The sequence below is a fragment of the Pseudomonas sp. M30-35 genome, from assembly GCF_002163625.1.
GTDB lineage: Bacteria > Pseudomonadota > Gammaproteobacteria > Pseudomonadales > Pseudomonadaceae > Aquipseudomonas.
Map to the genome: position 1 here is coordinate 4,493,642 of NZ_CP020892.1, position 24,190 is coordinate 4,517,831.

General features: G+C 56.8%; 16 protein-coding genes. 12 read left to right on the forward strand and 4 right to left on the reverse strand.

Going from position 1 to position 24,190, the window contains the following annotated elements:
- Window positions 1–766: 766 nt before the first annotated feature.
- The 4 genes from B9K09_RS20615 (at window position 767) to B9K09_RS22730 (ending at window position 9,526) form a co-directional block, all read left to right on the forward strand.
- Window positions 767–7,735 carry an autotransporter outer membrane beta-barrel domain-containing protein gene (locus B9K09_RS20615; protein WP_218191974.1) on the forward strand — a complete coding sequence of 2,323 codons (6,969 nt, stop codon included), beginning with the start codon at window positions 767–769 and terminating at the stop codon, window positions 7,733–7,735.
- A 441-nt stretch (window positions 7,736–8,176) separates the two neighbouring features.
- Window positions 8,177–8,641, forward strand: coding sequence for an Rrf2 family transcriptional regulator (locus B9K09_RS20620; RefSeq protein ID WP_087519218.1), 465 nt, complete (start codon window positions 8,177–8,179; stop codon window positions 8,639–8,641).
- A complete protein-coding gene (locus B9K09_RS20625) occupies window positions 8,631–9,287 on the forward strand; it encodes an NAD(P)/FAD-dependent oxidoreductase (protein ID WP_218191975.1) in 657 nt (218 codons plus the stop codon). Before B9K09_RS20620 ends, B9K09_RS20625 begins: the two co-directional genes overlap by 11 nt.
- Entirely contained in the window at window positions 9,227–9,526 is a 300-nt protein-coding gene (locus B9K09_RS22730; protein WP_256574330.1) for an FAD-dependent oxidoreductase, read from the forward strand. The genes B9K09_RS20625 and B9K09_RS22730 overlap by 61 nt, the downstream gene beginning before the upstream one ends.
- Window positions 9,527–9,551: 25 nt before the next feature.
- Here the strand turns inward: B9K09_RS22730 and B9K09_RS20630 are convergent, their stop codons facing one another.
- Window positions 9,552–10,511 carry a LysR family transcriptional regulator gene (locus B9K09_RS20630; protein ID WP_087518558.1) on the reverse strand — a complete coding sequence of 320 codons (960 nt, stop codon included), beginning with the start codon at window positions 10,509–10,511 and terminating at the stop codon, window positions 9,552–9,554.
- 124 nt (window positions 10,512–10,635) lie between these two features.
- On the opposite strand from B9K09_RS20630, the gene B9K09_RS20635 reads away from it, so the two are divergent.
- Window positions 10,636–11,847, forward strand: a complete 1,212-nt coding sequence (locus B9K09_RS20635; protein WP_177408686.1) for a cation:dicarboxylate symporter family transporter — start codon at window positions 10,636–10,638, stop codon at window positions 11,845–11,847.
- 131 nt (window positions 11,848–11,978) lie between these two features.
- Here the strand turns inward: B9K09_RS20635 and B9K09_RS20640 are convergent, their stop codons facing one another.
- From B9K09_RS20640 to B9K09_RS20650, 3 genes are all read right to left on the reverse strand, one after another.
- Window positions 11,979–13,577 (reverse strand): argininosuccinate lyase, encoded by a 1,599-nt coding sequence (locus tag B9K09_RS20640; RefSeq protein ID WP_087518560.1) that lies wholly within the window; start codon window positions 13,575–13,577, stop codon window positions 11,979–11,981.
- An 85-nt stretch (window positions 13,578–13,662) separates the two neighbouring features.
- On the reverse strand, window positions 13,663–14,904 hold the full coding sequence (locus B9K09_RS20645) for an OprD family porin (RefSeq protein ID WP_087518561.1): 1,242 nt from the start codon (window positions 14,902–14,904) through the stop codon (window positions 13,663–13,665).
- Window positions 14,905–15,116: 212 nt separating this feature from the next.
- Window positions 15,117–15,719, reverse strand: a complete 603-nt coding sequence (locus B9K09_RS20650) for a TetR/AcrR family transcriptional regulator (protein WP_087518562.1) — start codon at window positions 15,717–15,719, stop codon at window positions 15,117–15,119.
- A 134-nt stretch (window positions 15,720–15,853) separates the two neighbouring features.
- On the opposite strand from B9K09_RS20650, the gene B9K09_RS20655 reads away from it, so the two are divergent.
- From B9K09_RS20655 to dctM, 7 genes are all read left to right on the forward strand, one after another.
- Window positions 15,854–16,537, forward strand: coding sequence for a haloacid dehalogenase type II (locus B9K09_RS20655; RefSeq protein WP_087518563.1), 684 nt, complete (start codon window positions 15,854–15,856; stop codon window positions 16,535–16,537).
- A gap of 48 nt (window positions 16,538–16,585) precedes the next feature.
- Window positions 16,586–17,437 carry a glutathione-dependent disulfide-bond oxidoreductase gene (gene yghU / locus B9K09_RS20660; protein WP_087518564.1) on the forward strand — a complete coding sequence of 284 codons (852 nt, stop codon included), beginning with the start codon at window positions 16,586–16,588 and terminating at the stop codon, window positions 17,435–17,437.
- A gap of 105 nt (window positions 17,438–17,542) precedes the next feature.
- Window positions 17,543–19,363, forward strand: a complete 1,821-nt coding sequence (locus B9K09_RS20665) for an ATP-binding protein (RefSeq protein ID WP_087518565.1) — start codon at window positions 17,543–17,545, stop codon at window positions 19,361–19,363.
- Window positions 19,364–19,430: 67 nt separating this feature from the next.
- Entirely contained in the window at window positions 19,431–20,816 is a 1,386-nt protein-coding gene (locus B9K09_RS20670) for a sigma-54 dependent transcriptional regulator (RefSeq protein WP_087518566.1), read from the forward strand.
- Window positions 20,817–21,151: 335 nt separating this feature from the next.
- Window positions 21,152–22,141 (forward strand): C4-dicarboxylate TRAP substrate-binding protein DctP, encoded by a 990-nt coding sequence (gene dctP / locus B9K09_RS20675; RefSeq protein WP_087518567.1) that lies wholly within the window; start codon window positions 21,152–21,154, stop codon window positions 22,139–22,141.
- Between the two features lie 127 nt (window positions 22,142–22,268).
- Window positions 22,269–22,901, forward strand: coding sequence for a TRAP transporter small permease (locus tag B9K09_RS20680; RefSeq protein ID WP_087518568.1), 633 nt, complete (start codon window positions 22,269–22,271; stop codon window positions 22,899–22,901).
- Window positions 22,898–24,181, forward strand: a complete 1,284-nt coding sequence (gene dctM / locus B9K09_RS20685; RefSeq protein WP_087518569.1) for a C4-dicarboxylate TRAP transporter large permease protein DctM — start codon at window positions 22,898–22,900, stop codon at window positions 24,179–24,181. The genes B9K09_RS20680 and dctM overlap by 4 nt, the downstream gene beginning before the upstream one ends.
- Window positions 24,182–24,190 lie beyond the last annotated feature (9 nt).

The following is a 24,190-nucleotide window of genomic DNA, read 5'->3' on the forward strand; positions in this document are numbered from 1 at the left end:
TGAGCATTTTCACAGTCCCTCGCCACATACCCGTTGTTACGGTTCTTATAGTTGGCAGGTGATGAAGGATAGCGCAAGTACAATCGTGCCCTGCAAGAATTGAATGGAATTCACTGGAGGTGATGAATTGATATTTCGATTAGAAGACCAATCGATTCACCCCTCGGATCTTGAATCACAGAAGGCGCGCCATCAGGCAAGTTTTAATCAGCACTGAATCGTTCTGACCCGTAAAACCTATGATGTAAACGACCCTATCCTCGGTAAAGGCGTGGCTTGATGTCACTACCAAGGCCATGCATCGCGACCTGTGTCCATTAGATCGAAACTGCATGGTCCACGTTGAATAACCTCTGTTGGACGAGGTTGTCATGTTATCTGCCGCAATCTCAGCACATGAGCATGTGCCTGCGGCGCACTGGCCGCCAGTGCCATACCTTGACCCACTGAATAGCCCGGTTTACTGGGCAATTTTCTCCGATTTCAACCGAGATGCTTTCCCAGTAGTACGGCACGACCGACTAACGACCAGTACTTACTTGGGGTCAAGCATTCTTGAGCATTTATACGGGCTCCCCTGTGGTACCACCCCTGCGCATCATGCCGTTTATATGGCAGGGGTTGAGTGTTGCCCAAGTACAACTGTGCCGGGAAAGAAGGCGTTGGAAAGGTCGACGGATGTAGCTGTGGTCGATTGATCAGTTAGCTCTTCACCTTGATTCGACCCGAACGCCGAGGCGCAAGATTTAGTCAGAATTCAATTGTTTTGAGCAGTAGAAATGATGACTGCAATGGTCCTAAATCCTTATCAGACGCTGGAAAGCCCATCATAGATTGCCGCCCAGTCAATCAAAAACTCCAAACCGTTGGATTTGTAGACATGAATAACAAAGACAAAGACTCATCCAGGCGCGGCAGTCATTCTGAAAACCCACTCAATCCGAACACCCTGCGTGTACTGACCGCATCGGCTGTAGGCCTGTGCAGTTTGGCCATGTTAAGCCATGCGCGTGCAGACTGCGATGGATCTGCAAGCCAGTCACTGGGTTCAGGCGATTTTGGATATACATGGTCGATTTGCAACGGCAACGACGGTAGCCCCGGAGAGGCCATAACGCTTGAAACCCAAGGATCGTATACGGCTGGCAGCAGTCTCCCTTACACCTCACAGAGGACAGACCAGAACGGTATCATCCTGGCACACACACGTGGTGGCGATGGCGTCGACGATGGGGCTGCCGGGAACGGCGCCAGCGTTACGATCAAAAATTCTGGCCCTGTAACCCTGACCAGTGAGAACGATCCGGGCTCGATCGGCAATTTGATTTCGGCATTGAGCATCAGCGGCGACGGGGATACGGATAATGATAATTACAAGTCGAGTGGCGGGAATGGTGCGTGGGGTGGGGCCGTCACCATCAACAACACTGGAACGCTGACCGTAGAATCGGTTGCCGCCGCTCAAGGCAGAGGCATGTCCGGCATCCTTGGCTGGAGCCAGGGTGGCAAGGGCGGTAATCAGAACGACGGTGTGGTGGGCGACCAACAGGGCGGCACCGGCGGCAACGGCAACACCATCCGCATCACCAACAACGGGCAAGTGAATCTAGGTAGTGAGAGCAGCCTGCTGAACGGGCTGGACTATACCTGGGGCATCGTCGGCAAATCCCTTGGCGGTCAGGGTGGCGACGACAACGGTTCCGGTGGTACGGGTGGCGCCATCGATATTCTCAATGGAGCATCAGCACCAGGTCGTGCCCCAATCAATATCTACTCGAACAGCTCTGGCAGCGTGCGCGGCATCTATGCGCTGAGCCAGGGCGCTAACGGCACGGCTTCTTATGACAGCACCGATAATGGCGGCAACGGCGCGCGCGGCAGCACCATTTTAGTCGATACATATTCCGATATTACTGTCGTCAATACCGCCGATGTCAGCGAGCTATCGGGCGGTATCGTTGCCATCAATCAGGGGGGGAACGGGGGCACCGGCTATGGCTCGTCGGACGGCGGTGTTGGTGGAGACGCCAGCAACGATACGATGACCCTGAGCGTCGAAGGCGCTACGGTGTCGACATCCGGCGATGATGTCATGGGCGTGGTCGGACTGACCCGGGGCGGGCGCGGCGGCGATGGAAAAGATGGCGAGAAGGACAGTTCCGGTGGACGTGGTGGTGGTGGCAGTCAGATCCAAATAAATGTTGGTGGCGGCACCATCGAGACGAACGGCAGCTATGCCTACGGAGTGTTGGGTGGGAGCATCGGTGGCCAGGGCGGTAATGGCGGCGATGACACGGCGATTGTCGGTACAAGTGGTGGTGGTGGCTACGGCGGTAACGCTGGCAGCGTCGGTGCCTATATGACAGGTGGTTCCGAGATCACAACGTCGGGGGATTTCTCGGCTGCAGTAACCTTGCATTCGATCGGTGGCGGCGGCGGCACAGGCGGTGACTTTACCGACGTGCTTGGCGGCAGCGGCGGCAATGGTGGCAATGGTGGTAATGGCGGCAAGGCCATCATCACTAACGTTGACGGGGCAATCACCACCGCTGGCGATCATTCCTATGGCCTTCTGGTGCAATCGATCGGCGGTAGCGGCGGCACTGGCGGCATCACCAACGGATTGACGCTGGAATTGGGTGGCGATGGTGGCAATGGTGGATCGGCGGAAACGGCAAATGCTCAGAACGCAGGTGCAATCCGTACATCAGGCTATTCGGCGCATGGCATCCTGGCGCAATCGATCAGCGGTGGTGGCGGCGCGGCGGGCACAGCCGGGGGCATTCTGTCGATTGGCGGCAGCGGTGGCGACTCCAACCCGTCCGGTGACGCCATGGTTTCGAACTCGGGTGACATCAGCACTGGTGGCGATGCAGCGGTCGGCATCATGGTCCAGTCGGTCGGTGGCGGCGGCGGCACTGGCGGTGGTGCGAAAGGTATCGTGACAGTTGGTGGCCAGGGCAGCGCCGGCGGCAACGCCGCACATGCCAGCGCCATTTTGACCGGTGGATCGATCACCACGCTGGGAGAGATGGCACACGCGATCATGGCGCAATCGATCGGCGGCGGTGGCGGCAATGGCGGGAATGTGATCGATATGTCGGTCGGAGTTCCAGCGATTGGCGTCGGAGGCACCGCTTCGGGTGGCGGTAGCGGCGGATGGGCCTGCGTCACCAATAAAAATGCTGGCGGCGATTGTTCTGCAGGCTCGGACGCGCCACAGGCGGTTGCCATCTCGACCTCGGGCTCCGGTGCGCTTGGTATCCTCGCGCAATCGGTCGGCGGTGGCGGCGGCAATGGTGGCAATGCCACGGGTGCGGCTGCCGGGATTGCCAGTTTCCAGGTCGGTGGCGGTGGTGGTGGTGGCGGCTACGCAAATACCGTAAACGTCGGCTTTCAGGGCTTGACCATGACAACCCAGGGCTCGCACGCTGCGGGCATCGTGGCACAGTCGGTGGGCGGCGGTGGCGGCACAGGCGGGTCTGCCAGTTCCTATTCCGCAGATATCGGCTTCACGGCGTCGGTAGCGGTGGGTGGCACGGGTGCTTCTGGAGGCGCCGGTGGCAAGGTTTTCGTGGATCTGACTGACAGCACTATCAAAACCGGCCAGGACGGTGGCGACGTAACCGATGCCATTGGCGTGCTCGCGCAGTCGATCAGCGGCGGTGGCGGCAGCGGCGGGTCCTCAGTCGCCGACGCGCTCACCGTAGCGATTCCCACCAGCGAAGGCGTCTCGCTCGCGATGAGCGTCACGACCGCCGTCGGTGGCAGCGGTGGATCATCCCATAACGCCGACGCGGTATCGCTGAGCCTCGACGGCAGCACCACGGTCGCCACAAAAGGTACGTCTTCGCATGGTCTGGTGGCGCAATCCATCGGTGGCGGTGGCGGCAACGGCGGCTCGGCATCCTCAATGGCCTCGACAGCGGGGATCGAGGACACGGTCAGCGCGGATATCGGAGTTTCTGTCGGTGGCGCGGGCGCTGGTGGAGGCAATGGTGGTGCCGTGACTGTGGCGCTCTCCGACAGCGCGTCCGTAGCTACGGCCGACGATTACGCCAACGCTATCGTGGCGCAATCGATCGGCGGCGGCGGCGGCAATGGTGGTGTTGGCAGCGTGAATAGCAAGCAGATCGGCGGCGGTTTCAACCTGACGGCCAATATTGGTGTCGGCGGCGCCGGTAGCGGTGGTGCCAACGGCGGAACAGCGAATGTGGATCTCGATGATGGCACCAGCGTGCAGACCACTGGATCAGGATCGCGTGGCGTTCTGGTTCAGTCGATCGGCGGCGGCGGCGGTACTTCGCAAGGTGCCAGCGTCGGGCTTTCGGCCAGTGACAGCATAGCTGGCGGTGGCGGGGAAGACGGGGGCAGCGGCGCATTCTCCGCATCTGTCGGCGTTGGCCTCGGCCGTACCGGCGGCAGCGGTGGTTCGGCTGGCACCGTCAACGTCACCACCGCGGGTAAAATCAATACCTTCGGGGCGGATGCTGACGGGGTTCTGGCGCAGTCGATTGGCGGCGGCGGCGGGCTCGGTGGTTCGGTAGGCCAGGCGACCTCTGACGATTCCGAGTCGCATGACGACAGTGGTGAGAGTGATTGTTCCAGCGATGATGGCGACGGCGAATCCGGTTACTGTTTCAGTGTTAGTGTCGGAGCATCAATCGATGACGGCGGCGCAGGCGGCACGGCTGCCGATGGCAACACGGTCGAGTTGACGCATGCCGGTGTGGTGACCACCACCGGTGACTGGGCAGACGGAATCGTCGCGCAGTCGATCGGCGGCGGCGGCGGTTCAGGAGGCACATCCACTGCATCCGGCAGCCAGGCAACGGCCAACATCACCGTCGGCGTCGGCGGGCGCGGTGGTGCCGGTGGTAGTGGCGGCAAGGTCAACGTCACTTTCGATGACAACGGTGATGGCAACAGCATCATTACCTCGGGTTTCAGCGCCTATGGTGCTCTGCTTCAGTCTATTGGGGGTGGCGGTGGCCAGGGCGGCGATGGGTCCGACCAGGCGACCGGCAAGATCACCGTCGGTGCCGCCGCAGGAGGCTCGGGCGGCTCGGGTGGCGATGGTGGAACTGTATCTGCCGGAGGATGGATCAACCTGACGACGAACGGCGACGACGCACATGGCCTCGTCGCGCAGTCGATCGGCGGTGGCGGCGGCATCGGTGGCGCCGGTAGTTCCAAGGCGGCAGACGATGACGACAGTCATCAGATTGATCTGGTCGTCGGTGGCGCCGGGAGCGCCGGAGGCAGCGGCGGCAGGGTCGATCTCGACCTTGGCACATGGCTGATTACCTATGGCGATCGTGCGTTTGGCGTCGTCGCACAGTCGATCGGCGGTGGCGGCGGCATCGGTGGCGCCGGAGAGGCAGACAGCATTGCTTCGCTGGTGGTCGGTGGCTCGGCCGGCGGCGTGATCAACGGCGGTGACGTATCGGTCGATATCACAACGAAGAGTGGCCTGTACACCCGTGGCCTTGCCGCCCATGGCGTCATTGCCCAATCGATCGGCGGTGGCGGCGGAATTGGTGGCTCCGCGTCTGGAGCGCCGCTTTCCTTCAAGGGTGACGACGCGGGTAGCTATGGCGACGGTGGTGACGTTGCCGTGACACTCGACAACGCGCATATCGAAACCGACGGGGATCACTCCTTTGGAGTCATCGCACAGTCGATCGGCGGCGGTGGCGGCTTTGGAGGCAACGGATCCAGTGCCTTTATGGGGTCGAACAAGAACGCAAGCACGGTCGGCAGGAGCGGCCAGGTGACCGTCAATGTCATCAACGATGGATCCGTCCGAGCGAATGGTGAGGACTCGGTCGCCATCTTCGCGCAAAGCGACTCGCGCCAGACCAACGGCGGCGTAGAAGTGAACATCGCCGGCACAGTCGTGGGTGGCTCGGGTAGCCAGGGCGCAGGGATGGTCGTCGCTGGCGGCACTGATCAGGGCGACCGCGCCAATACCGTCACGGTTAATGAAGGTGGTTCGCTCAGCGCCGCCTCAGGCGTCGCGATCCGTTATCACGGCAGCGATAACTCCAATAACGATAATCCCAATGCCGGTGGCCTGGCGATCACCAATGAAAGTCTCGGCCGGATCGATGGCAGTATCGAGGCCTATGATGTAGACGGGAATCTTCTGTCTCGCTCTCAGGGAACCGGTACCGCGATGCTCAGCAAGGCAATCTTCGCCGCCCCGTATGCCGCCGTTAGCGCCGTGCCGGCGCATCCCGTGACGGTGCTCAACAAGGAAGGCGGCACGCTGACCGGGGCAACGCGTTACCAGGCGGATGTCACCAACGAGGGGCGTCTGGATGTTGGTCATCCGGGCAGAAGCGATACGCTGACTGTCGCCGGGGACTTTGCTCAGTCCGACAGTGGCGACACTCATGCTGCAGTCGATTTCGCCGGTAACGAGGGCGATCTGATGGCGATCGACGGGGCCACAACGCTGGACGGTACCTTGACACTTGAGCCACTGTCGATCCTCAACGGCGCAGAGATGACGATATTGACCGCCGAGGAAGGCATCGTCGGGAGATTCGACGATGACGCATCCGAACTCTTCACCTTCGAGCATGTGGTTACCGAGAATAGGTACACGGTAGCCGTGTCGGGGGAGACTTTAAGCGACGCTCGTCACGGCCTGAACGAGCAGCAGGAGAATGTCGCAGACTACCTTGGCGATGTATTCCGGGCGGGCGACATCAACACCGCTGAGGCCATGGCGGCGTTGGAGATCGCCGCGCGCGACGGTGGCTACCGAGAGGCCCTGTCGAAGCTCTCGCCCGGGGCAAGTCTGGCTGCGGAATCGGCAAGTTTTGAACTTGCACGAAACCGGTTCTCGACTGTTCTCGACTGTTCGGCCCACGCTGGAGCCTGGTCCGACAGCCAGAATTGCCTGCAAATCCTAGGCTCGGGGCAGTATATCGATCAGGGAGGCGGCGATGACGCCTTCGGCTATGACGGGCATGTTGATACTGTCGGCTTGGCCGGTGCGACGATGCTGAACTCCGACTGGCGGATCGGCGGGGCAATCGGCTACGAGAGCGCTGACTTCGACGGTGAGGACGGCTATGGCGCGGCCGAGGGCGAGACGGTATTCGCTGGTATTTCGGTCACGCGCACGATCGGCCCAATAACCCTCGCCGCAGCCGGGGTGGTCAGCCGCGGCAATTTCGACACGACCCGCCAGCCCGGTCTTACCGCCGGCGCTGACACAGCACGCGGCGATCACGACGTGACCAGCGTGGCGACACGCTTGCGGGCAAGCTATCGCACGGATTTCGGGTCATCCTACGTGACGCCGATGATGGATCTTGACGTCATCTGGACCGATTCCGAGGGTTACACCGAGGATGGTGCAGGCGAACTGGCGCTGGAGGTGGACGACAGCGAGCAAACAGCCTTTGTGGCGACACCGGCGATCGAAGCGGGACACAATTTTACCCTCGACAACGGTGCAGATCTGCGGGTTTACAGCCGCGTGGGGGTCAGCCTTTCGTCGCTCGACCATTACCGGACCAGCGCGCGCTTTGCTGGCACCGATCCGGCGGCAGGTTCCTTCGACAGTGACGTGGCCATGCCCGACGTTGTTGGCCGGATCAGCGCGGGAGCGGAGATTTTGAGCTCACAAAACCTGGGGCTGGGCGTACGCTACGACGGCGCTTTTGGTAGCGACCTGACCAACCATGTAGGAAGCCTGAGTCTGATCTACAGGTTCTGATTACCACGACAGGGATCGTTATTCGCGAGGATGGTTTCGAAATGAGAAAGCCTATGTATCGACACCAACCGCTAACGACCGTGAAACCGGACACTCATTTAGGCGGGAATGCTCGCCATTGAGTTCAAGCATGCAGCTGCCGACCTCGTGCTCAAACAAAATTACAGCTTTATCGAGACCAGTTCCCACTCGGGATTGGTGAAACGGCGCTGCACCGCTTGGTTAGTCGGCTTCAGCAGGGGAACGGGGACAGACCACGGTATTGATCCTGAGCAATCCAAGCCGATAAGTGCCTTACGCACTCTTGACCGGGTTTTCTCTCGCAAAAGGCTCTTATCGGCTCCAAAACACCCCTTCAACAAGCGAAGCGGTGGACGAGCCTTCGCCCTCCTCCAAACAACAACGTTGACCTATTGCCTTTCATGTAATAACGTAAGTTACATGAAAAGAGACAGTAGGCTTTCCGGTGTTCTTCACGTCCTTCTGCACATGGCTGAAGTAGACGCCCCAATCACGTCTGATGCATTGGCCAAGATCATGCAAACGAACCCCGTAGTTATTCGACGAATCATGGCGGGGTTACGTGAACAGGGTTTTGTCAGTTCTGAAAAAGGCCACGGTGGCGGCTGGAGGATTTCCTGTGACTTTGCCGCCATCACTTTGGCGGATATCTACAGCGCTTTGGGCTCTCCCCAGCTCCTTGCCATGGGCAATCGCACGGAGGCGCCGGGTTGCCTTGTTGAGGAAGCCGTCAATGCCGCATTGAGCAGTGCCTTTGAAGCTGCCGAAGCGCTGTTGATGGCTCGACTTTGCCAAGTAACGTTGGCCAGCCTCAGTAAGGACTTCCATGCTCGCCTGCATAGGCACGGCGATGCGTTTGATTTGGAGAATATCCATGAACTCTGACGCTATTGTCATCGGCGGTAGTTTCGCCGGATTATCCGCAGCCATCTATATTGCACGCGCACGCCGCACAGTCTGCGTGATCGACAGTGGTGCACCGCGCAACCGCTTCGCAGGGGCATCTCACGGTTTCTTTGGCCAAGATGGGCAACCACCACAGGCAATGATTTCCGCTGCCAAGCAACAGTTGGCCAATTACCCGAATGCGAGGCTCATCAATGGCTATGCAACTGCTGCAGAGCAGATGAGCGAAAGGTTTACTGTGCAACTCGCATCCGGTGAAGTGCTTAGAGCCACTAAGTTGGTGCTGGCTTTCGGCGTCTCCGACGTACTGCCAGAAATTCCCGGCTTGGCATCCTGCTGGGGTGTCAGCTTGTTGCATTGCCCGTACTGCCACGGCTACGAGTTTGCAAACAAACGCCTGGGCGTACTTTACGCAGGCCCCGGCTCCTATCGCCATGCCACATTAATCTCTGAGTGGGGGCCAACCACGCTGTACTTGAATGGCCAGCGCATCCTGACCAGGATGCGCTGGCCGAGCTTACCAAGCGAGGTATTGCGATCGAACCTGCAGGAATTGCTGCGGCCATTGCTGAACATGGGCATCTTTCAGCACTGCAACTCGAAGAGGGTCGCCACAGCACCATAGACGCGTTGTACATCCACACTCATACCCAACTCTCCAACTCGCTCGCGGAGCAACTGGGCTGTGCTCTGGAAGATGGACCATTCGGCCCGCTGATCCGCACCGATGCCAACAAACTAACCTCGGTTCCCGGCGTCTACGCAGCCGGTGACATCGCCCGGGCACCGCATAACGCAACTTGGGCCGCAGCTGACGGAGTCACAGCTGGTACAGCATTGCATCAGGCTTTGGTCTTCAGCTGAACAGACACCCTGCTCGCTAGGCGCGTCAACTCTCAACTGGGCTCGCACGCCCGCGTATTGAGCGCTTGCGATATTGGTTGCTGAGTTGCTGCGCCAACTCGATAAAATTAATGATGGGTGGCGATTGGTTGAAACTTCGGCACAGCAGCGTAATAGGCGCGACAAGTCGAGGTTTGGCGTCGCGCAGGTGGCAGTAGACGACGCTGCCTTGATGAAAGCCCTTCATTGAAGCGGGCACCACCGAGATTCCTGCTCCTGCCGCCACCAAGCTGACATTGGTCAGCATTCGCTCTACCTCAAAGGCGATTGTTGGTTCAAAACCGGCGTTACGACAAGCCTGCACGAGATTGGCATACATACCGGGGGCGCCCGGACGCCGAACCAGAATGAAGCGCTCATTAACCAGTTCTGCTAATGACACACTAATTTCACTGGTAGGCGACTGGCCGTTGAGTAGCGGGTGACCGTCAGGAAGGGCCAGCAACAATTCTTCATTCAGCAAGTGATGGTACTGAGCCGTCTTAGGGTGCGCTACCGGGGCGCGGAGAATGCCAATATCGGTATGCTCGGCCAGCACATTTTCGGTCAGCTCGCTGGCGTTGCCTTCATGCAGGCTGATATCCACGCCAGGGTAACGCTCGCGATAGCTGCGGATAATCTGCGGGATCAGCGAGTGTGAGGCGGCCGAACTAGTGAAACCAACACTCAAAGTGCCTTCGATACCTTGAGCTGTTCGTGCAGCCTTGAGTGAACCAAGTTCTACCTTGCGTAGAATCTCTTTGGCTTCACTCAGAAAAACTTTACCGCCCGCCGTTAGCACAACGCCCTTGGGATGACGGACAAACAGATCAAAGCCAAGCTCCTGCTCCAATGCGCGAACCTGCTGACTTAACGGCGGCTGTTGCATGTTGAGCCGGGCAGCGGCGCGGGTGAAGTGCTGCTCTTCTGCGACCATGACGAAGTAACGAAGATGACGCAATTCCATGACGAGTTCACCCTGTGTCGAGTAAGTAGCTGCGCTGCACGATACCGAATCCACTGGGGATGGGATAGGATGTTAGGCCCCGGACGGCACAGGGGATCAAACCAATAATAATTAAGAATTACTGATGCTCAGAGTTGTTCGATCTGGTCTTGCTCAGTTAGTGCTGGCTGTATTGCTCGGCAGCCTTCTGGGTGTCTGGAAGCCCACGCTGGCAATCGAGATGAAGGTTTTCAGTGACCTGTTTATTGCCGTTGTGCGGCTCATCACACCCGTAGTGATGTTCGTACTCATTGCTTCAAGCGTTGCGGGCTTGCGTGGTTACGGCACGACCCTGAGGTTAAGTCTAAGCACCCTGGGCTATTGGCAGTTAATGTCGCTGCTCTCACTTATCTGTGGCTTATCGGTCGCCTTACTGCTGCAGCCTGGTGTTGATATGCCAATGGCTGAGCAAAGCAGGCCGCATGCGACTGTAATCGTTAATAGCATCTCGGTTACCCAGGTTCCAGGCTTGCTGGCGATCGCTTTCGAACACAGTATTATCTTTAAGGTGCTGCTCGCAGCCTTGGTTGCAGGGCTACTGCTGGGGCTCGCAGGCGACAAAGGCAGCCAGCTCAGGCACGCGCTGAAGGATTCTGTTGGGCTGGTTTTCCGGACCATGCAATTTGTTATTCGCTTTGCTCCTCTGGCTGCATTTGGCGCCATCGCATTTACCATCAGCGCATACGGTGCCGGAGCGACAATTCCTCTCGTAAAATTCGTCGCCACAGCCTACGCCGCCAGCCTGCTTTACATTCTATCAATGCTGACGATAGCGCTTAGAGTGAGCGGCATCAGCTTGTGGAAACTGCTTGGCTATATCAAGGAAGAACTATTTTTGGTCGCATCCACCGGCTCATCGGTGGCGGCTCTGCCTCGTTTGATCGACAAGCTCGAAGCTGCGGGATGCAATAGCAAGCTTGCACGTCTGACGCTTACCACTGGCTATAGCTTCAATCTCAACGGCTCCAATATATATCTGATGGTCGCGGTGATATTTCTCGCGCAGTCAGCCCATATTGAGCTAAACGGGCAGCTACTGCTCACCGTGCTTCTTGTCAGTTTGCTGACCTCATTAAGCGCCACCAGCGTCGCCGGTTCGGCATTTATTACCCTGACCGCAACCCTCAGCGTGCTGCAGATAGTGCCGCTGGAAAGCATCGGTGTACTCATCGGTGTAGAGCGGATGATGAAGTGCCGGTCACTGACCAATGTGCTGGGTAACTGCGTAGCCTGTTTGACTATAGCCAGCTGGCACAAAGAGATAGATCGAGACAAATTAGCGCAGGTATTGGGCTAGCGGTTGGCGTTATGCCGGAGAAGTTTTAACACGTGTTTTGCGGGAAGGCATTGCGGCTTGCAACGTGCTTGAAGATGTTTATCCAGCCCGTGACGCAAAAGCGACCGGCACTTAGCCGGTCGCATGCGAGGTTAGTTAGATGCTTTCACCAGCTTGCCAAAGGCCTTGTCCAATTCAGCGTCAGCATCCAGCAAATGCTGACGGTGCTCAGTCATCCAGTTGCGATCAGCCTTCAAGCTTTTCTGCGCTTCAGCCAGCATGCGTTTAACCTCTTTTGGCTGAGGCCCGCCCGTGCCTTTACGTGATTCAACCATTGCGCGTGGCGATAATGTCGCCCGGAAAGCTGCTTCATCCAAAGGCAGTTTTTCCAGCTCCCACTTGTACTTCTTGGCCGCTTGGGTGAACAGCTTTTGTGCTTCGGCGTAGGGGAAGTTCTTCGGAAAGTAACCCTCTTGGCGCGCTGCACCAACTACCAGCGAAGCAAAGCTGTGGCCAATGCGAAACGGCACCTTGTACTCACGCTCGAGGGTGTCAGCCAGCTCCATTGAGGTGGTCCAGTCGGCGTCCAACTCTTCCATTGCACGCTCTGGATTGATCACCAATGCGGCCAGCACCTTGTCCAATCGCTTGAACATCTGAGTGGCCGAAGTAAACACTCCAAGCGAGTCGAATGCAGCCTTATAGTCAGTCATACCGGTGGTCACGTTGTGCGCCCGGATAGTCGTGGCGTTAGCCAGCCCAACGACGTCGGATGCAGACTCACGGGTGCGCATAAGCAGGCCCGGATTACGTTTCTGTGGCATGGCGCTACTGCTGTAGGTCGCCCCTTCCTCAAGCAGAAGCCACGGACGAGTCTGGTGATATTGGGTGTGAATATCACCGATCATGGCGCCGACACGGATAGCTGATGATGAAGCAATGCCAGCAGCTTCCAGCGGAATATCGAAGGTAGACACCTGGCCTGCATCGAGCGAGTTTTCGCGCAATCCATCAAAGCCCAATAGCTCGGCCAAACGCTCACGGTTCAGCGGCCATCCCGAGTTAGCCAATACAGCGGTGCCCATCGGGCTTAGGTTCAAACGCGCATAGAGCTCATGGATGCGTTGAGCATCTCGCTCGAACGAGGCTTCAAATGCCAACAAGTAATGTGCATAGCTGATCGGCATCGCTTGCACACCGTTGGTATATGCCGGGACCAGCGTATCGACGTTCTTCTCAGCAATTTTCAGCACGCGCTCGCGGACCTTATTCAAGGCATCGCTGTAGTCCAGCACCTGAGCACGCAGCACGGCCAAACGGTAGGTCGCGTACATATCCTGACGACTACGGCCAGAGTGAATCAAGGAAGCCTCTGGGCCGATTTTGTCGACCATGATCTTTTCAACCTGCAACACATCACTCGGTCGTTTGCCGTTTGGTTGCTTGGCTTGATCGATCACATGCTGCACACCACCAGCGATAAGGTGGCCGAGCTTGGGGGTAACAACACCTTCTTCCGTGAGCATCACGATTGAGGCTTTGTTGATGCGGTTCATCCAACTGAACTGCTCCTCATAAGCGCCACCCTTACCGCTGCGCTTATCAACGGTTGCACCGATTTTCTCAGCTTGCGCCGCGCATTCAGCCGTCGTTCGGCAAGGCAGGTCAGCGGTGTTGGCCGCCTGAGCGCTGTATGAGAAAAAAAGAGAATAAGCGACAGCAAGGTGGATCAGGTTCTTTCTGAATTTCATGTTGCGTTCCTTCCGAACAGATCAGATTTGGTCATCGCCAACTGGCTGGTGACGATTGAACAAAGCAGCAGCAGAGCGCCTAGGCTTAAAGCAGCGCGAGGGTGTAGCTGAAGATCAAACGGTTCTGATCAATATCGTTGCCGCCGTTGCTGCGATAGGTGCCGTTGCGCCACTTGATCCCGAAATCTTTGAGCGGCCCGCTCTGCACGACATAACCGATATCAGTGTTGCGTTCCCACTCTTTGCCCTCGCGACCAGGCGAGCGAACGAAGTTGTCACCACAGGTGTAACGGGTCATGAAGGTCAGGCCCGGGATACCAACCGCAGCAAAGTTGTAGTCGTAACGCGCCTGCCAGGACCGCTCTTCAGGGCTGGCAAAGTCGGCGGAGATCATCACGTAGTTGACCAGATATGAGTTGGTACCTTCGATGTGCGGAAAGCCGGTTTCGCCATTCATCTCCTGATAATTGACACCGAACGAATGGCCGCCAAGGTTGTAGATCAACTTGGCGCCGAAGGCTTTGTTATCGATATTGGTTTTGCCGTCATTGCTGGAGTAGGCATAGCGAATATCAGTTTCTATAGACTGGTCATCACCGAGCGGATACTTGTATTTGATATTGGTGATGTGCTGCCGGTAGTTTTTGTCGAGATGTGCATAGTTGTAGCCAGTGGTCAGGTTTTTGCCCCACTTGTAATTGGCACCGGCAAAGTTAAATTCGTCACTCTCCTGCCCGCCACGGATGCCTTTACCGGCGACGGCCATATCATCGTTAGAGCTGGAGTTACGCAGGCTGTTTTGCGTCAGGCGACCGAGATCCACAGTCAGATTGTCGATCTCTTTTGACTGCAACTGCGCACCCTGGAAAGTCTGGGGTAACAGGCGCGAATCATTAGGCAGCACCGTTGGCAGCTTTGGTATCAGAGTACCGACGCGCAAAACATTCTCAGAAATACGCATCTTCGCTGCGGCGCCGAACTGACTGTATTCATCGGGCGCTTTATCGTCACCGACAGGCAACAAGCCGGTATTTTGCCGGTCCGGCCCGGAATCCAATTTAACCCCGAGCAAACCGATAGCATCCACTCCGAAGCCTACCGTGCCCTCGGTAAATCCCGAGCTGTAATTGAAGATGAAACCTTGAGCCCACTCTTCGCGCAGCGACTGCCTCGCATCGGGTTGATGGTAATCGCTGTTGAGGTAGAAGTTGCGCAGCTCGACTGAAGCCTTGCTGTCTTCAAAAAAGGCTGCATTGGCAGTCAGCGGAATGGATAAGACTGTGCTGGCGGCGAGCACAGTTTGGACACGCAAGTGGCATATCGTCATGATTGTTGCCTCGTTTAATTGTTTTTATTTGAGCTGTCAGGCAAGTGGCAGCAAACGAGATGCTAGAGGCTAACGATCAAGATTAAAAATATATGTAAGATATGTAATCAATACTTTAAAAGTATCGATTTAATTGCTCCGGGCCCCTCACATTCGCCCGTCTTGGCTAAACGAGCAGGCGTAAAGGTACAAGTAACCGAAGGGGGCAGGGCTCAAACCAGCCGATAAGCGTCAATTAGATTGGCTATATCATCGGCAAGCGCCTCGACTTGAGCGTCAGGTACATCGCGCTCGGCAAACACCCGCAAGCCAATCATTTGTGCTTGAAGCAAACGCGCCAGCCTTGAGCAATCGACGTCAGGGTGTAACTCAGCTGCAGCTTTGGCCTGCTCTAATGCCTTGCAAATTCTTTGCTCAACCAGCGCCAATACAGCGTCAGCCTTAGCCAGTAGCTCAGCATCCTCTGGATTGATTTCAAGCAAGGTCTTAACCAACATGCAGGCTTGCGCTGGCATTTGAGTTTTAGCTGCGCATGGCCGCACAAATGAACGCAAGTAGCCTTTCAATCCATCGACAACGGTCGGTGATCCCTCCAGCAACAAACGAAAGTTTTCACCCGTGCGCGCCACATAGGCATCCAGCGCTTCCATAAACAAACCGCTTTTACTGCCGAAGGTCGCATAGAGACTGCCGGGACGCATATCCAGTGCCTGCTCGATATGCTTCATCGAAGACGCGTAATAGCCCCTCGACCAAAATAGCTCGACAGCGCGTTCCAGAGCGACTTGACGATCAAAGCAGGCTGCGCGAGGCATAGCGGTCCTTGGGAATGACAATGGATTGATTTTGAGCGATCACTCAATTATAGCTTGATTGACTGAAAACTCTCAATTAACGTAAGCCCATATTTGAACGATCCTTCAAAAATCATTTTGCAAAAGGATGTCCAATGCCAGAGCACAGAACAACACCGATTATCGTGTTTGATGTGAACGAAACTCTGCTTGATATCACCACGCTAAACCCGCTGTTTAAGCGGGTCTTTGCTGACGCTGCGGTACTGCGTGAATGGTTTGCACAGCTGATTCTGTACTCACAAACCATGACCCTCAGCGGCCTTTACCGCCCTTTCGGCGAGCTGGCCGCTGGTTCACTGAAGATGCTTGCCTCGATTCATGGCAAAACTATCATCGACGCCGATATCGACGAACTCAAGCAACGCATGAGCACGATGCCCGCCCACGCCGACGTGGTGCCAGCACTCAAGCGCTTCCGCGATGCCGGCTTTCGCCTCGTGACGCTGACCAACTCAGCCAGCAGCGCATCGCCTACAGCGCTTGAACTCGCGGGCCTGAGCGAGTTCTTTGAACACTCATTCAGCGTTGAATCAGTAAAAAAATTCAAACCCGCCCCTGAAACCTACCAACTGGTGGCTGATCAGATGGCCGTAGAGCGCAGCGAATTAATCATGGTCGCCTGCCATCTATGGGACACGATTGGCGCCCAGGCTGCAGGCTGTAAAGGCGCACTACTGCTGCGCCCATACAACGCGATGCTGCCGACAGCTGGCGTGCCTGAGCCGGACTATATCGCCAGCGAATTAAGCGAGCTCGCGGAGCAGATCATTGCTTAAGCATATGACGTACCTCAACCCACTTATTGCTCAATAGAGGAACCCGAAATGGACGATAACGCTGCGTACACCCCACCTGCCGTCTGGACCTGGGAGAAAGAAAGTGGTGGCAAGTTTGCGAGCATCAACCGACCGATTGCCGGCCCAACTCACGACAAAGTATTGCCCGTGGGTAAACACCCGCTCCAGCTCTACTCGCTTGCAACACCCAACGGCGTAAAAGTCACGGTGATGCTTGAGGAGCTGTTGGCGCTTGGGCATTCGGGTGCGGAATACGACGCCTGGCTGATCGATATTTCCGAAGGCGATCAGTTCTCCAGCGGCTTTGTCGCCGTTAACCCGAACTCGAAGATTCCTGCGTTGATTGATAACAGTGACGCAACCTCAACCCGGCTATTTGAGTCCGGCTCGATTTTGCTGCATCTGGCCGAAAAGTTTGGTGCGTTGCTGCCAACAGAACCGAAAGCCCGCACCGAAGCGCTTAACTGGTTGTTTTGGCAGATGGGCAGCGCGCCATATCTGGGCGGCGGCTTTGGTCATTTCTATGCCTATGCGCCAAGCAAATTCGAGTACCCAATCGACCGCTTTGCCATGGAAGTTAAACGTCAACTCGACGTACTTGACCGCCAACTCGCCAACAACCGTTACATCGCTGGCGATCAATACAGCATTGCCGATATCGCCATTTGGCCGTGGTACGGCTTACTAGCTCTGGGAGGTATTTACGATGCAGGTGAGTTCCTGCAAGTGCAAAGCTACGAGAATGTGCAGCGCTGGGCGAAAGAAATTGCCAGCCGTCCTGCGGTAAAACGCGGGCGCATGGTCAACCGCACCTGGGGTGAGCCGCACGAGCAACTGCGCGAACGCCATGCTGCCAGCGACTTCGAAAACATCGCTTAAACACAACCAGCGTTGAGTCACTCAGGCGGGTACCAACGCCAGCCTGAGTGACCAACACGACGCTCGAGCAAGCGCTTTTATTTCGCTCTGTGCATAATGCGCAGCATGAGTCGCGCAACCCACCCAACTGTCCCCCGTCGTCTACGCTGGCGCAGCTTGCTCCTGCTCGGGCTTGTGCTCGCGCCGTTGCTGTGGCCGCTACAAATTGTTATCGAGCGTTATTACCGCGAACAGTTGGCTGAGCAGAGGCAACAGATTCTCGACCTCTATGTCGCCAACCTGCTTGGCACCCTCAATCGCTATGAGGTTTTGCCGCCGATTCTGGGTCAATTGCCAACCCTGCGCCAACTATTAGGTCAACCCGGCTCGGGGGTTAAGCGCGATAACGCAAACCGCTTACTCAATGACTTGAAAGAGCAAACTGGCGCCGATGTTATTTACTTGATGGCACCCAACGGACAAACCCTGGCGGCCTCCAACTGGCAGCAAGACGACTCATTTGTCGATCGTAATTTCTCTTACCGACCGTATTTTCGTGAAGCATTGCAGGGTCGCCCCGGGCGCTTTTTTGGTTTAGGCACAACATCGGGCAAGCGCGGTTACTTCTTTGCTGCAGCAGTACGCGATACAACTGGGGTGATTGGCGTACTGGTGGTGAAGGTCGATCTCGACCACACCGAAACACTGTGGGGTGACCGCCCAGAACGCTTGCTGGTGACCGACAATTACGGCGTAGTGATTCTGACCTCGCATCCAGGCTGGCGCTTCCACGCAACCCGAGCACTGGACAACGCCGAACGCGCAGCGATTACCGACACGCAGCCCTATCAAATCCAATCACCGCCACCGTTGAAGCTTCAGCCCGATGCGTGGATGCAGCAATCGCGCGAGCTCGACAACATCGGCTGGACAGTGAGTATTCTGGCGCCACGCGCCCTACTCGACCGCCCTGTGCGGAGTGCAGTCGCCGTCGGCGGTGCCGCATTATTAATGCTGATATTACTGCTCGGTTTGCTGATGCAACGGCGTCGCCACTATCTGGAGCGTATCGCGCTCGACGCTTATGCTCGTCAGCAACTGGAGCAACGCGTACTTGAGCGCACACAAGATCTTGAGCAACTCAACAGCCGTCTGCGCCTGGAAGTGCTTGAGCGTGAAAACGCCCAACAGGAGTTGGTCCGAGCACAGGATGAACTGGTTCAGGCAAGTAAATTGTCGGCGCTGGGCACCATGTCCGCGAGCATCAGCCACGAGCTAAATCAACCACTCGCAGCCATCCGCAGTTACGCAGAAAATGCAGGCGTATTGCTTGATCATCAACGCAACGATGAGGCCCGCAGCAACCTCAAGCTGATCAGCCAGTTAACTGAACGCATGGCCTCGATCATCTTGCACTTGCGCGCCTTTGCCCGACGTGACCGGCATGCGCCTGAAAGGGTCGCCCTGCAACCCGCTATCGATGACGCCCTGGCTTTACTGGCCAAGCGTCGTCGCGCCATGGATGTAGAGTTGATTCGCGACCTGCCCGATGCAACATTGTGGGTCCAGGCTGGCGAGACCCGCTTGCGCCAACTGCTCGGCAATCTATTGGCTAACGCCTTGGATGCATTGAGCGAACGCCCACAGCCACGCCGCATCTGGATCAGCGCAGAAATGACCGAAACAACGCTGGACCTGCACCTGCGCGATAATGGCCCCGGTTTCAGCCCTGAAGCCATGCAGCGTGCGCTGGAACCATTTTTCACCACTAAAACCAGCGCTCAGGGTTTGGGCCTCGGTTTAGCTATTTGCGAAACCTTGATGCGCGCCTTGGGTGGTGAGTTACGCTTCGCCAATCATAAAGACGGCGGCGCCGTGCTGACCCTGCATTTGCTGCGTAGCGACAGCAGCATGAGTAGTCAGTACCGATTCGATAACGAAAGCTAAAAGCCCATAAAAATTTTATCTGCCAATTAACACGGACTGTTATTGCCCAACCCTGAGGTTTAGCTCCATGACCACCCTCGACGCCCGTACTCAGGTTTTGCTGATTGATGATGACCCCCTCCTGCGCCAAGCCTTAAGCCAGACGCTTGAGCTCGCGGGTTTACAGGTCACCAGTCTGGCCAATGCTCAGGACATCGCCACGCATATCGCTCGCGACTGGCCGGGCGTTGTGGTCAGTGACATCCGCATGCCGGGCATCGACGGGCTGCAACTGCTCAAGCAATTGCAAGAGCAGGACCCAGAGCTGCCAATTCTGCTGATTACCGGTCACGGTGACGTGCCGCTCGCCGTACAAGCCATGCGCGCAGGCGCTTATGACTTCCTCGAAAAGCCATTCGCCAGCGAAGACCTGCTCGACAGCGTGCGGCGTGCGTTGGCCCTGCGCCGTTTGGTGCTGGATAACCGTAGCCTGCGCTTGGCCCTGACTGACCAACACCAGCTAACGGCGCGTTTAGTCGGCCAATCAACAGCCATGCAACGGCTGCGCGAGCAGATCGGCGCACTCGCCAGCATCAGTACTGACGTGTTGATTCTGGGTGAAACCGGCGCAGGTAAAGAAGTGGTCGCGCGCGCCCTGCATGATTTGTCTAACCGCCGCGACGGGCCATTTGTGGCAATCAACGCTGGCGCGCTGGCCGAGTCAGTGGTGGAAAGCGAGCTGTTTGGCCACGAGCTCGGCGCTTTCACTGGCGCGCAGAAGCGCCGGATCGGCAAGTTTGAGTTTGCCAATGGCGGCACGCTGTTTCTTGATGAAATCGAAAGCATGAGTTTGGATGTACAGGTCAAACTCCTACGCTTGCTGCAAGAGCGAGTGGTTGAACGTTTGGGTGGCAACCAGTTGATCCCACTGGATATCCGCATCATTGCCGCGACCAAGGAAGACCTGCGTCAAGCGGCCGATCAAGGGCGTTTTCGCGCCGACCTCTATTACCGCCTCAACGTCGCGCCACTGAGTATTCCGCCGCTGCGCGAACGAGGCGACGATACCCTGATGCTGTTCCAGTATTTTGCCGACAACGCCAGCGCACGCCACTCGCTGCCCAGTCGTCCGCTGCAACCAACACAGTCGGCGCAGTTGTTGCGTCACAGCTGGCCGGGCAACGTGCGCGAACTGCAAAACGCCGCCGAGCGCTTTGCCTTGGGTCTGGGTCTTGGCCTTGAACAGGTGTTTGACGAGTCGCCAGCACTGGACTCACAAAATGACTCGCTCAGCGACCAGGTCGAGCGGTTTGAACGCTCAATCATCGCCGCCGAACTCAATCGCACGCACAGTTCGATGCGCAGCCTGGCCGAAGCCTTGGGCGTACCGCGCAAGACCCTGCACGACAAGTTACGCAAGCATGGCCTGAGCTTTGCTGACACTGGCGAAAGCTCGCCAGATCACGCGGACTAACTGGCGGAAAACCGCCACCTCTAATACACAATCATTTGTTGCTGTGCATATCTCGCACAGCAACAAATTACCCGCGCCAATCAAAAACGCCATGAAAGCCACTGTTTACGGTGAACTTTCAAATTAACCGGCTAATCTGCTAACTGTTTCTCGCATAAACACAACACTGGCATGAGCGTTGCTCTAACCTTCGTAGGCGATACAACAAATACAAGCCAGGCAAACTCTGCCATGCGCCCGTCATTTTCTGACAAGCAGCCTAGACTTGTTGTTGTTCGCCCGTTTTTCGCGCTACGGCGCTCAACGCTATAAACACAACAAGAGGAAGTATTCGCATGTTCAAAATGACTGCCAAGGCGCTCGCATGTGCCCTGTCGCTGAGCATCGCTGGTATGGCCCAAGCGGCCGACCCGATCGTGATCAAATTCTCCCACGTCGTAGCCGACAACACGCCTAAAGGCCAAGGCGCCAACCTGTTCAAGAAACTGGCTGAAGAGCGTCTGCCAGGCAAAGTAAAGGTAGAGGTTTACCCGAACTCGTCGCTGTTCGGCGACGGCAAGGAAATGGAAGCGCTGTTGCTCGGTGACGTGCAGCTGATCGCTCCATCGCTGGCCAAGTTCGAGCAATACACCAAAAAACTGCAGATTTTCGACCTTCCATTCCTGTTTAACGATATTCACGCAGTCGACAAGTTCCAGCAAAGCCCACAAGGCCAGGAACTGCTGACTTCGATGGAATCAAAAAACATCACAGGCCTGGGTTACTGGCACAACGGCATGAAGCAGCTGTCGGCGAACAAGGCTCTGTACGAGCCAAAAGACGCTCGCGGCTTGAAGTTCCGCGTACAGGCATCTGCAGTGCTTGAAGAGCAATTCAAAGCAGTACGTGCCAACCCACGTAAGATGAGCTTTGCCGAGGTTTACCAAGGCCTGCAAACTGGCGTTGTAAACGGTGCGGAAAACCCGTACTCGAACATCTACAGCCAGAAGTTCAACGAAGTTCAGAAGTACATCACCGAATCCAACCACGGTGTACTGGACTACATGCTGATCACCAACACCAAGTTCTGGAACGGCCTGCCTGCAGATGTACGCACCGAGCTGGATAAGATCCTGGTTGAAGTAACAGCTGAAGTGAACAAGCAAGCTGAGATCCTCAACGAAGGTGACAAGCAGCGCATCATCGACGCTAAAACTAGCGAAATCATCACCCTGACTCCAGAGCAGCGTGCAGAGTGGCGCGATGCCATGAAGCCTGTTTGGAAGAAGTTTGAAGGCGACATCGGCGCTGACTTGATCAAGGCCGCTGAAGCATCCAACCAGTAAGGTGATTTAGCCGCGACAGCGGCTTGAAACCCAGTAGTGCACATGTAAGAACGCATGCGCTACTGGGTCTTTACGCAAGACCGCGGGTTGCCACGGTCTTCGCCCCTCACCTTTGGAGATCTTATTGATGAACGCCTTGCGGCGCGTTTGGGACCACTTCGAAGAAGGCTTCATAGCCTTTCTATTAGGGTCGATGACGCTAGTAACCTTTACCTACGTAATCCTTAACAACCTCTACACCTTCTTCTACAGCTGGGCTGACAAGTGGGAAGGCGGTAGCGAAACCTTGTTTTGGATCGGTGACCACATCCTCGACATGGCGCAGTCCATGACCTGGAGTATTGCCCTGACCAAGGCGCTGTTTGCCTGGTTAATATTTTTCGGTCTGGCCTACGGTGTCCGCACTGCAGGGCATATCGGTGTGGATGCGCTGGTCAAGCTGGCCCCACGTCCAATTCAGCGAATCATTGGCCTGATCGCTTGCGTTGCCTGCCTGACTTACGCCGGAATGATCGCGGCTGGCAGCTTTGACTGGGTCAAAACCCTGTTCACTGCGGGCATCGGTGCTGAAGACCTTGGCCACTACGGCATCCAGCAATGGCACATCACCGCCATCGTGCCATTTGGCTATGCCATGGTGTTTATCCGTTTTCTGGAAATTTTCGTGCGCATTCTGAGCAACAAGCAAACCGGCCTGGGCTTGGCTGATGAAGCAGCAGATGCATTGAAACTGAAAGAGCACGGGGAGCATAACCAATGACCATTCTGTTCCTCTTCGTCGCACTCTTTGTGCTGATGTTTATCGGCGTGCCGATTGCGGTATCGCTGGGCCTTGCAGGTTCGGTGACGATCATGTTGTTCAGCCCGGACTCGGTCCGTTCGCTGGCGATCAAGTTGTTTGAAACGTCCGAGCATTACACGCTGCTGGCGATTCCGTTCTTCCTGCTCTCCGGTGCGTTTATGACCACCGGTGGCGTGGCCAAGCGTCTGATCGACTTCGCCAACGCCTGCGTCGGTCACATCCGTGGCGGTCTGGCGATCTCGGCGGTAATGGCTTGCATGCTGTTTGCCGCGCTGTCGGGCTCATCGCCAGCCACCGTTGCCGCCGTGGGTTCGATTGCCATCGCGGGCATGGTGCGCTCGGGTTATCCGCAAGCGTTCGGCGCCGGTATCGTGTGTAACGCCGGTACGCTGGGGATCTTGATTCCGCCTTCAATCGTCATGGTTGTCTACGCAGCGGCGACTGAACAATCGGTCGGCAAACTGTTTATGGCTGGGGTTGTTCCGGGCCTGCTGCTGGGCTTTGCGTTGATGCTGGCGATCTACATCGTCGCGCGCAAAATGAACCTGCCTGCACAGCCACGTGCAACCTTCCGCGAGTTCCTCACCGCCGCACGTAAAGCGATTTGGGGCCTGCTGCTGATGGTGGTTATTCTCGGCGGTATCTACTCGGGCATGTTCACCCCAACCGAAGCCGCTGCGGTGGCCGCGGTGTACGCCGGTTTTGTCGCGCTGTTTGTCTATAAAGACCTGACTTTCCGCGACTGCCCGAAAGTGCTGCTCGACTCGGGCAAGCTGACCATCATGCTGATGTTCATCATCGCCAACGCCATGCTGTTTGCTCACGTACTGACGACCGAGCAAATCCCGCAGACCATCACCGCCTGGGTGATTGAAGCTGGCTTGCAGCCTTGGCAGTTCTTGCTGGTGGTCAACATCGTGCTGCTGGTCGCCGGTGCGTTCATGGAGCCGTCGGCCATCATCCTGATTCTGGCACCAATCCTGTTCCCGATTGCTGTGCAACTGGGCATCGACCCGATCCACCTGGGTATCATCATGGTGGTCAACATGGAGATCGGATTGATAACCCCGCCGGTGGGTCTGAACCTGTTCGTGACTTCGGCGGTGACCGGTATGCCGCTGACTCAGGTGATCCGCGCCGCATGGCCTTGGCTGATGCTGCTACTGGGCTTCCTGATGGTAATTACCTACATCCCAGCCGTTTCAATGGCACTGCCAAACTGGCTGGGCATGAACTAGGTCTAAAGT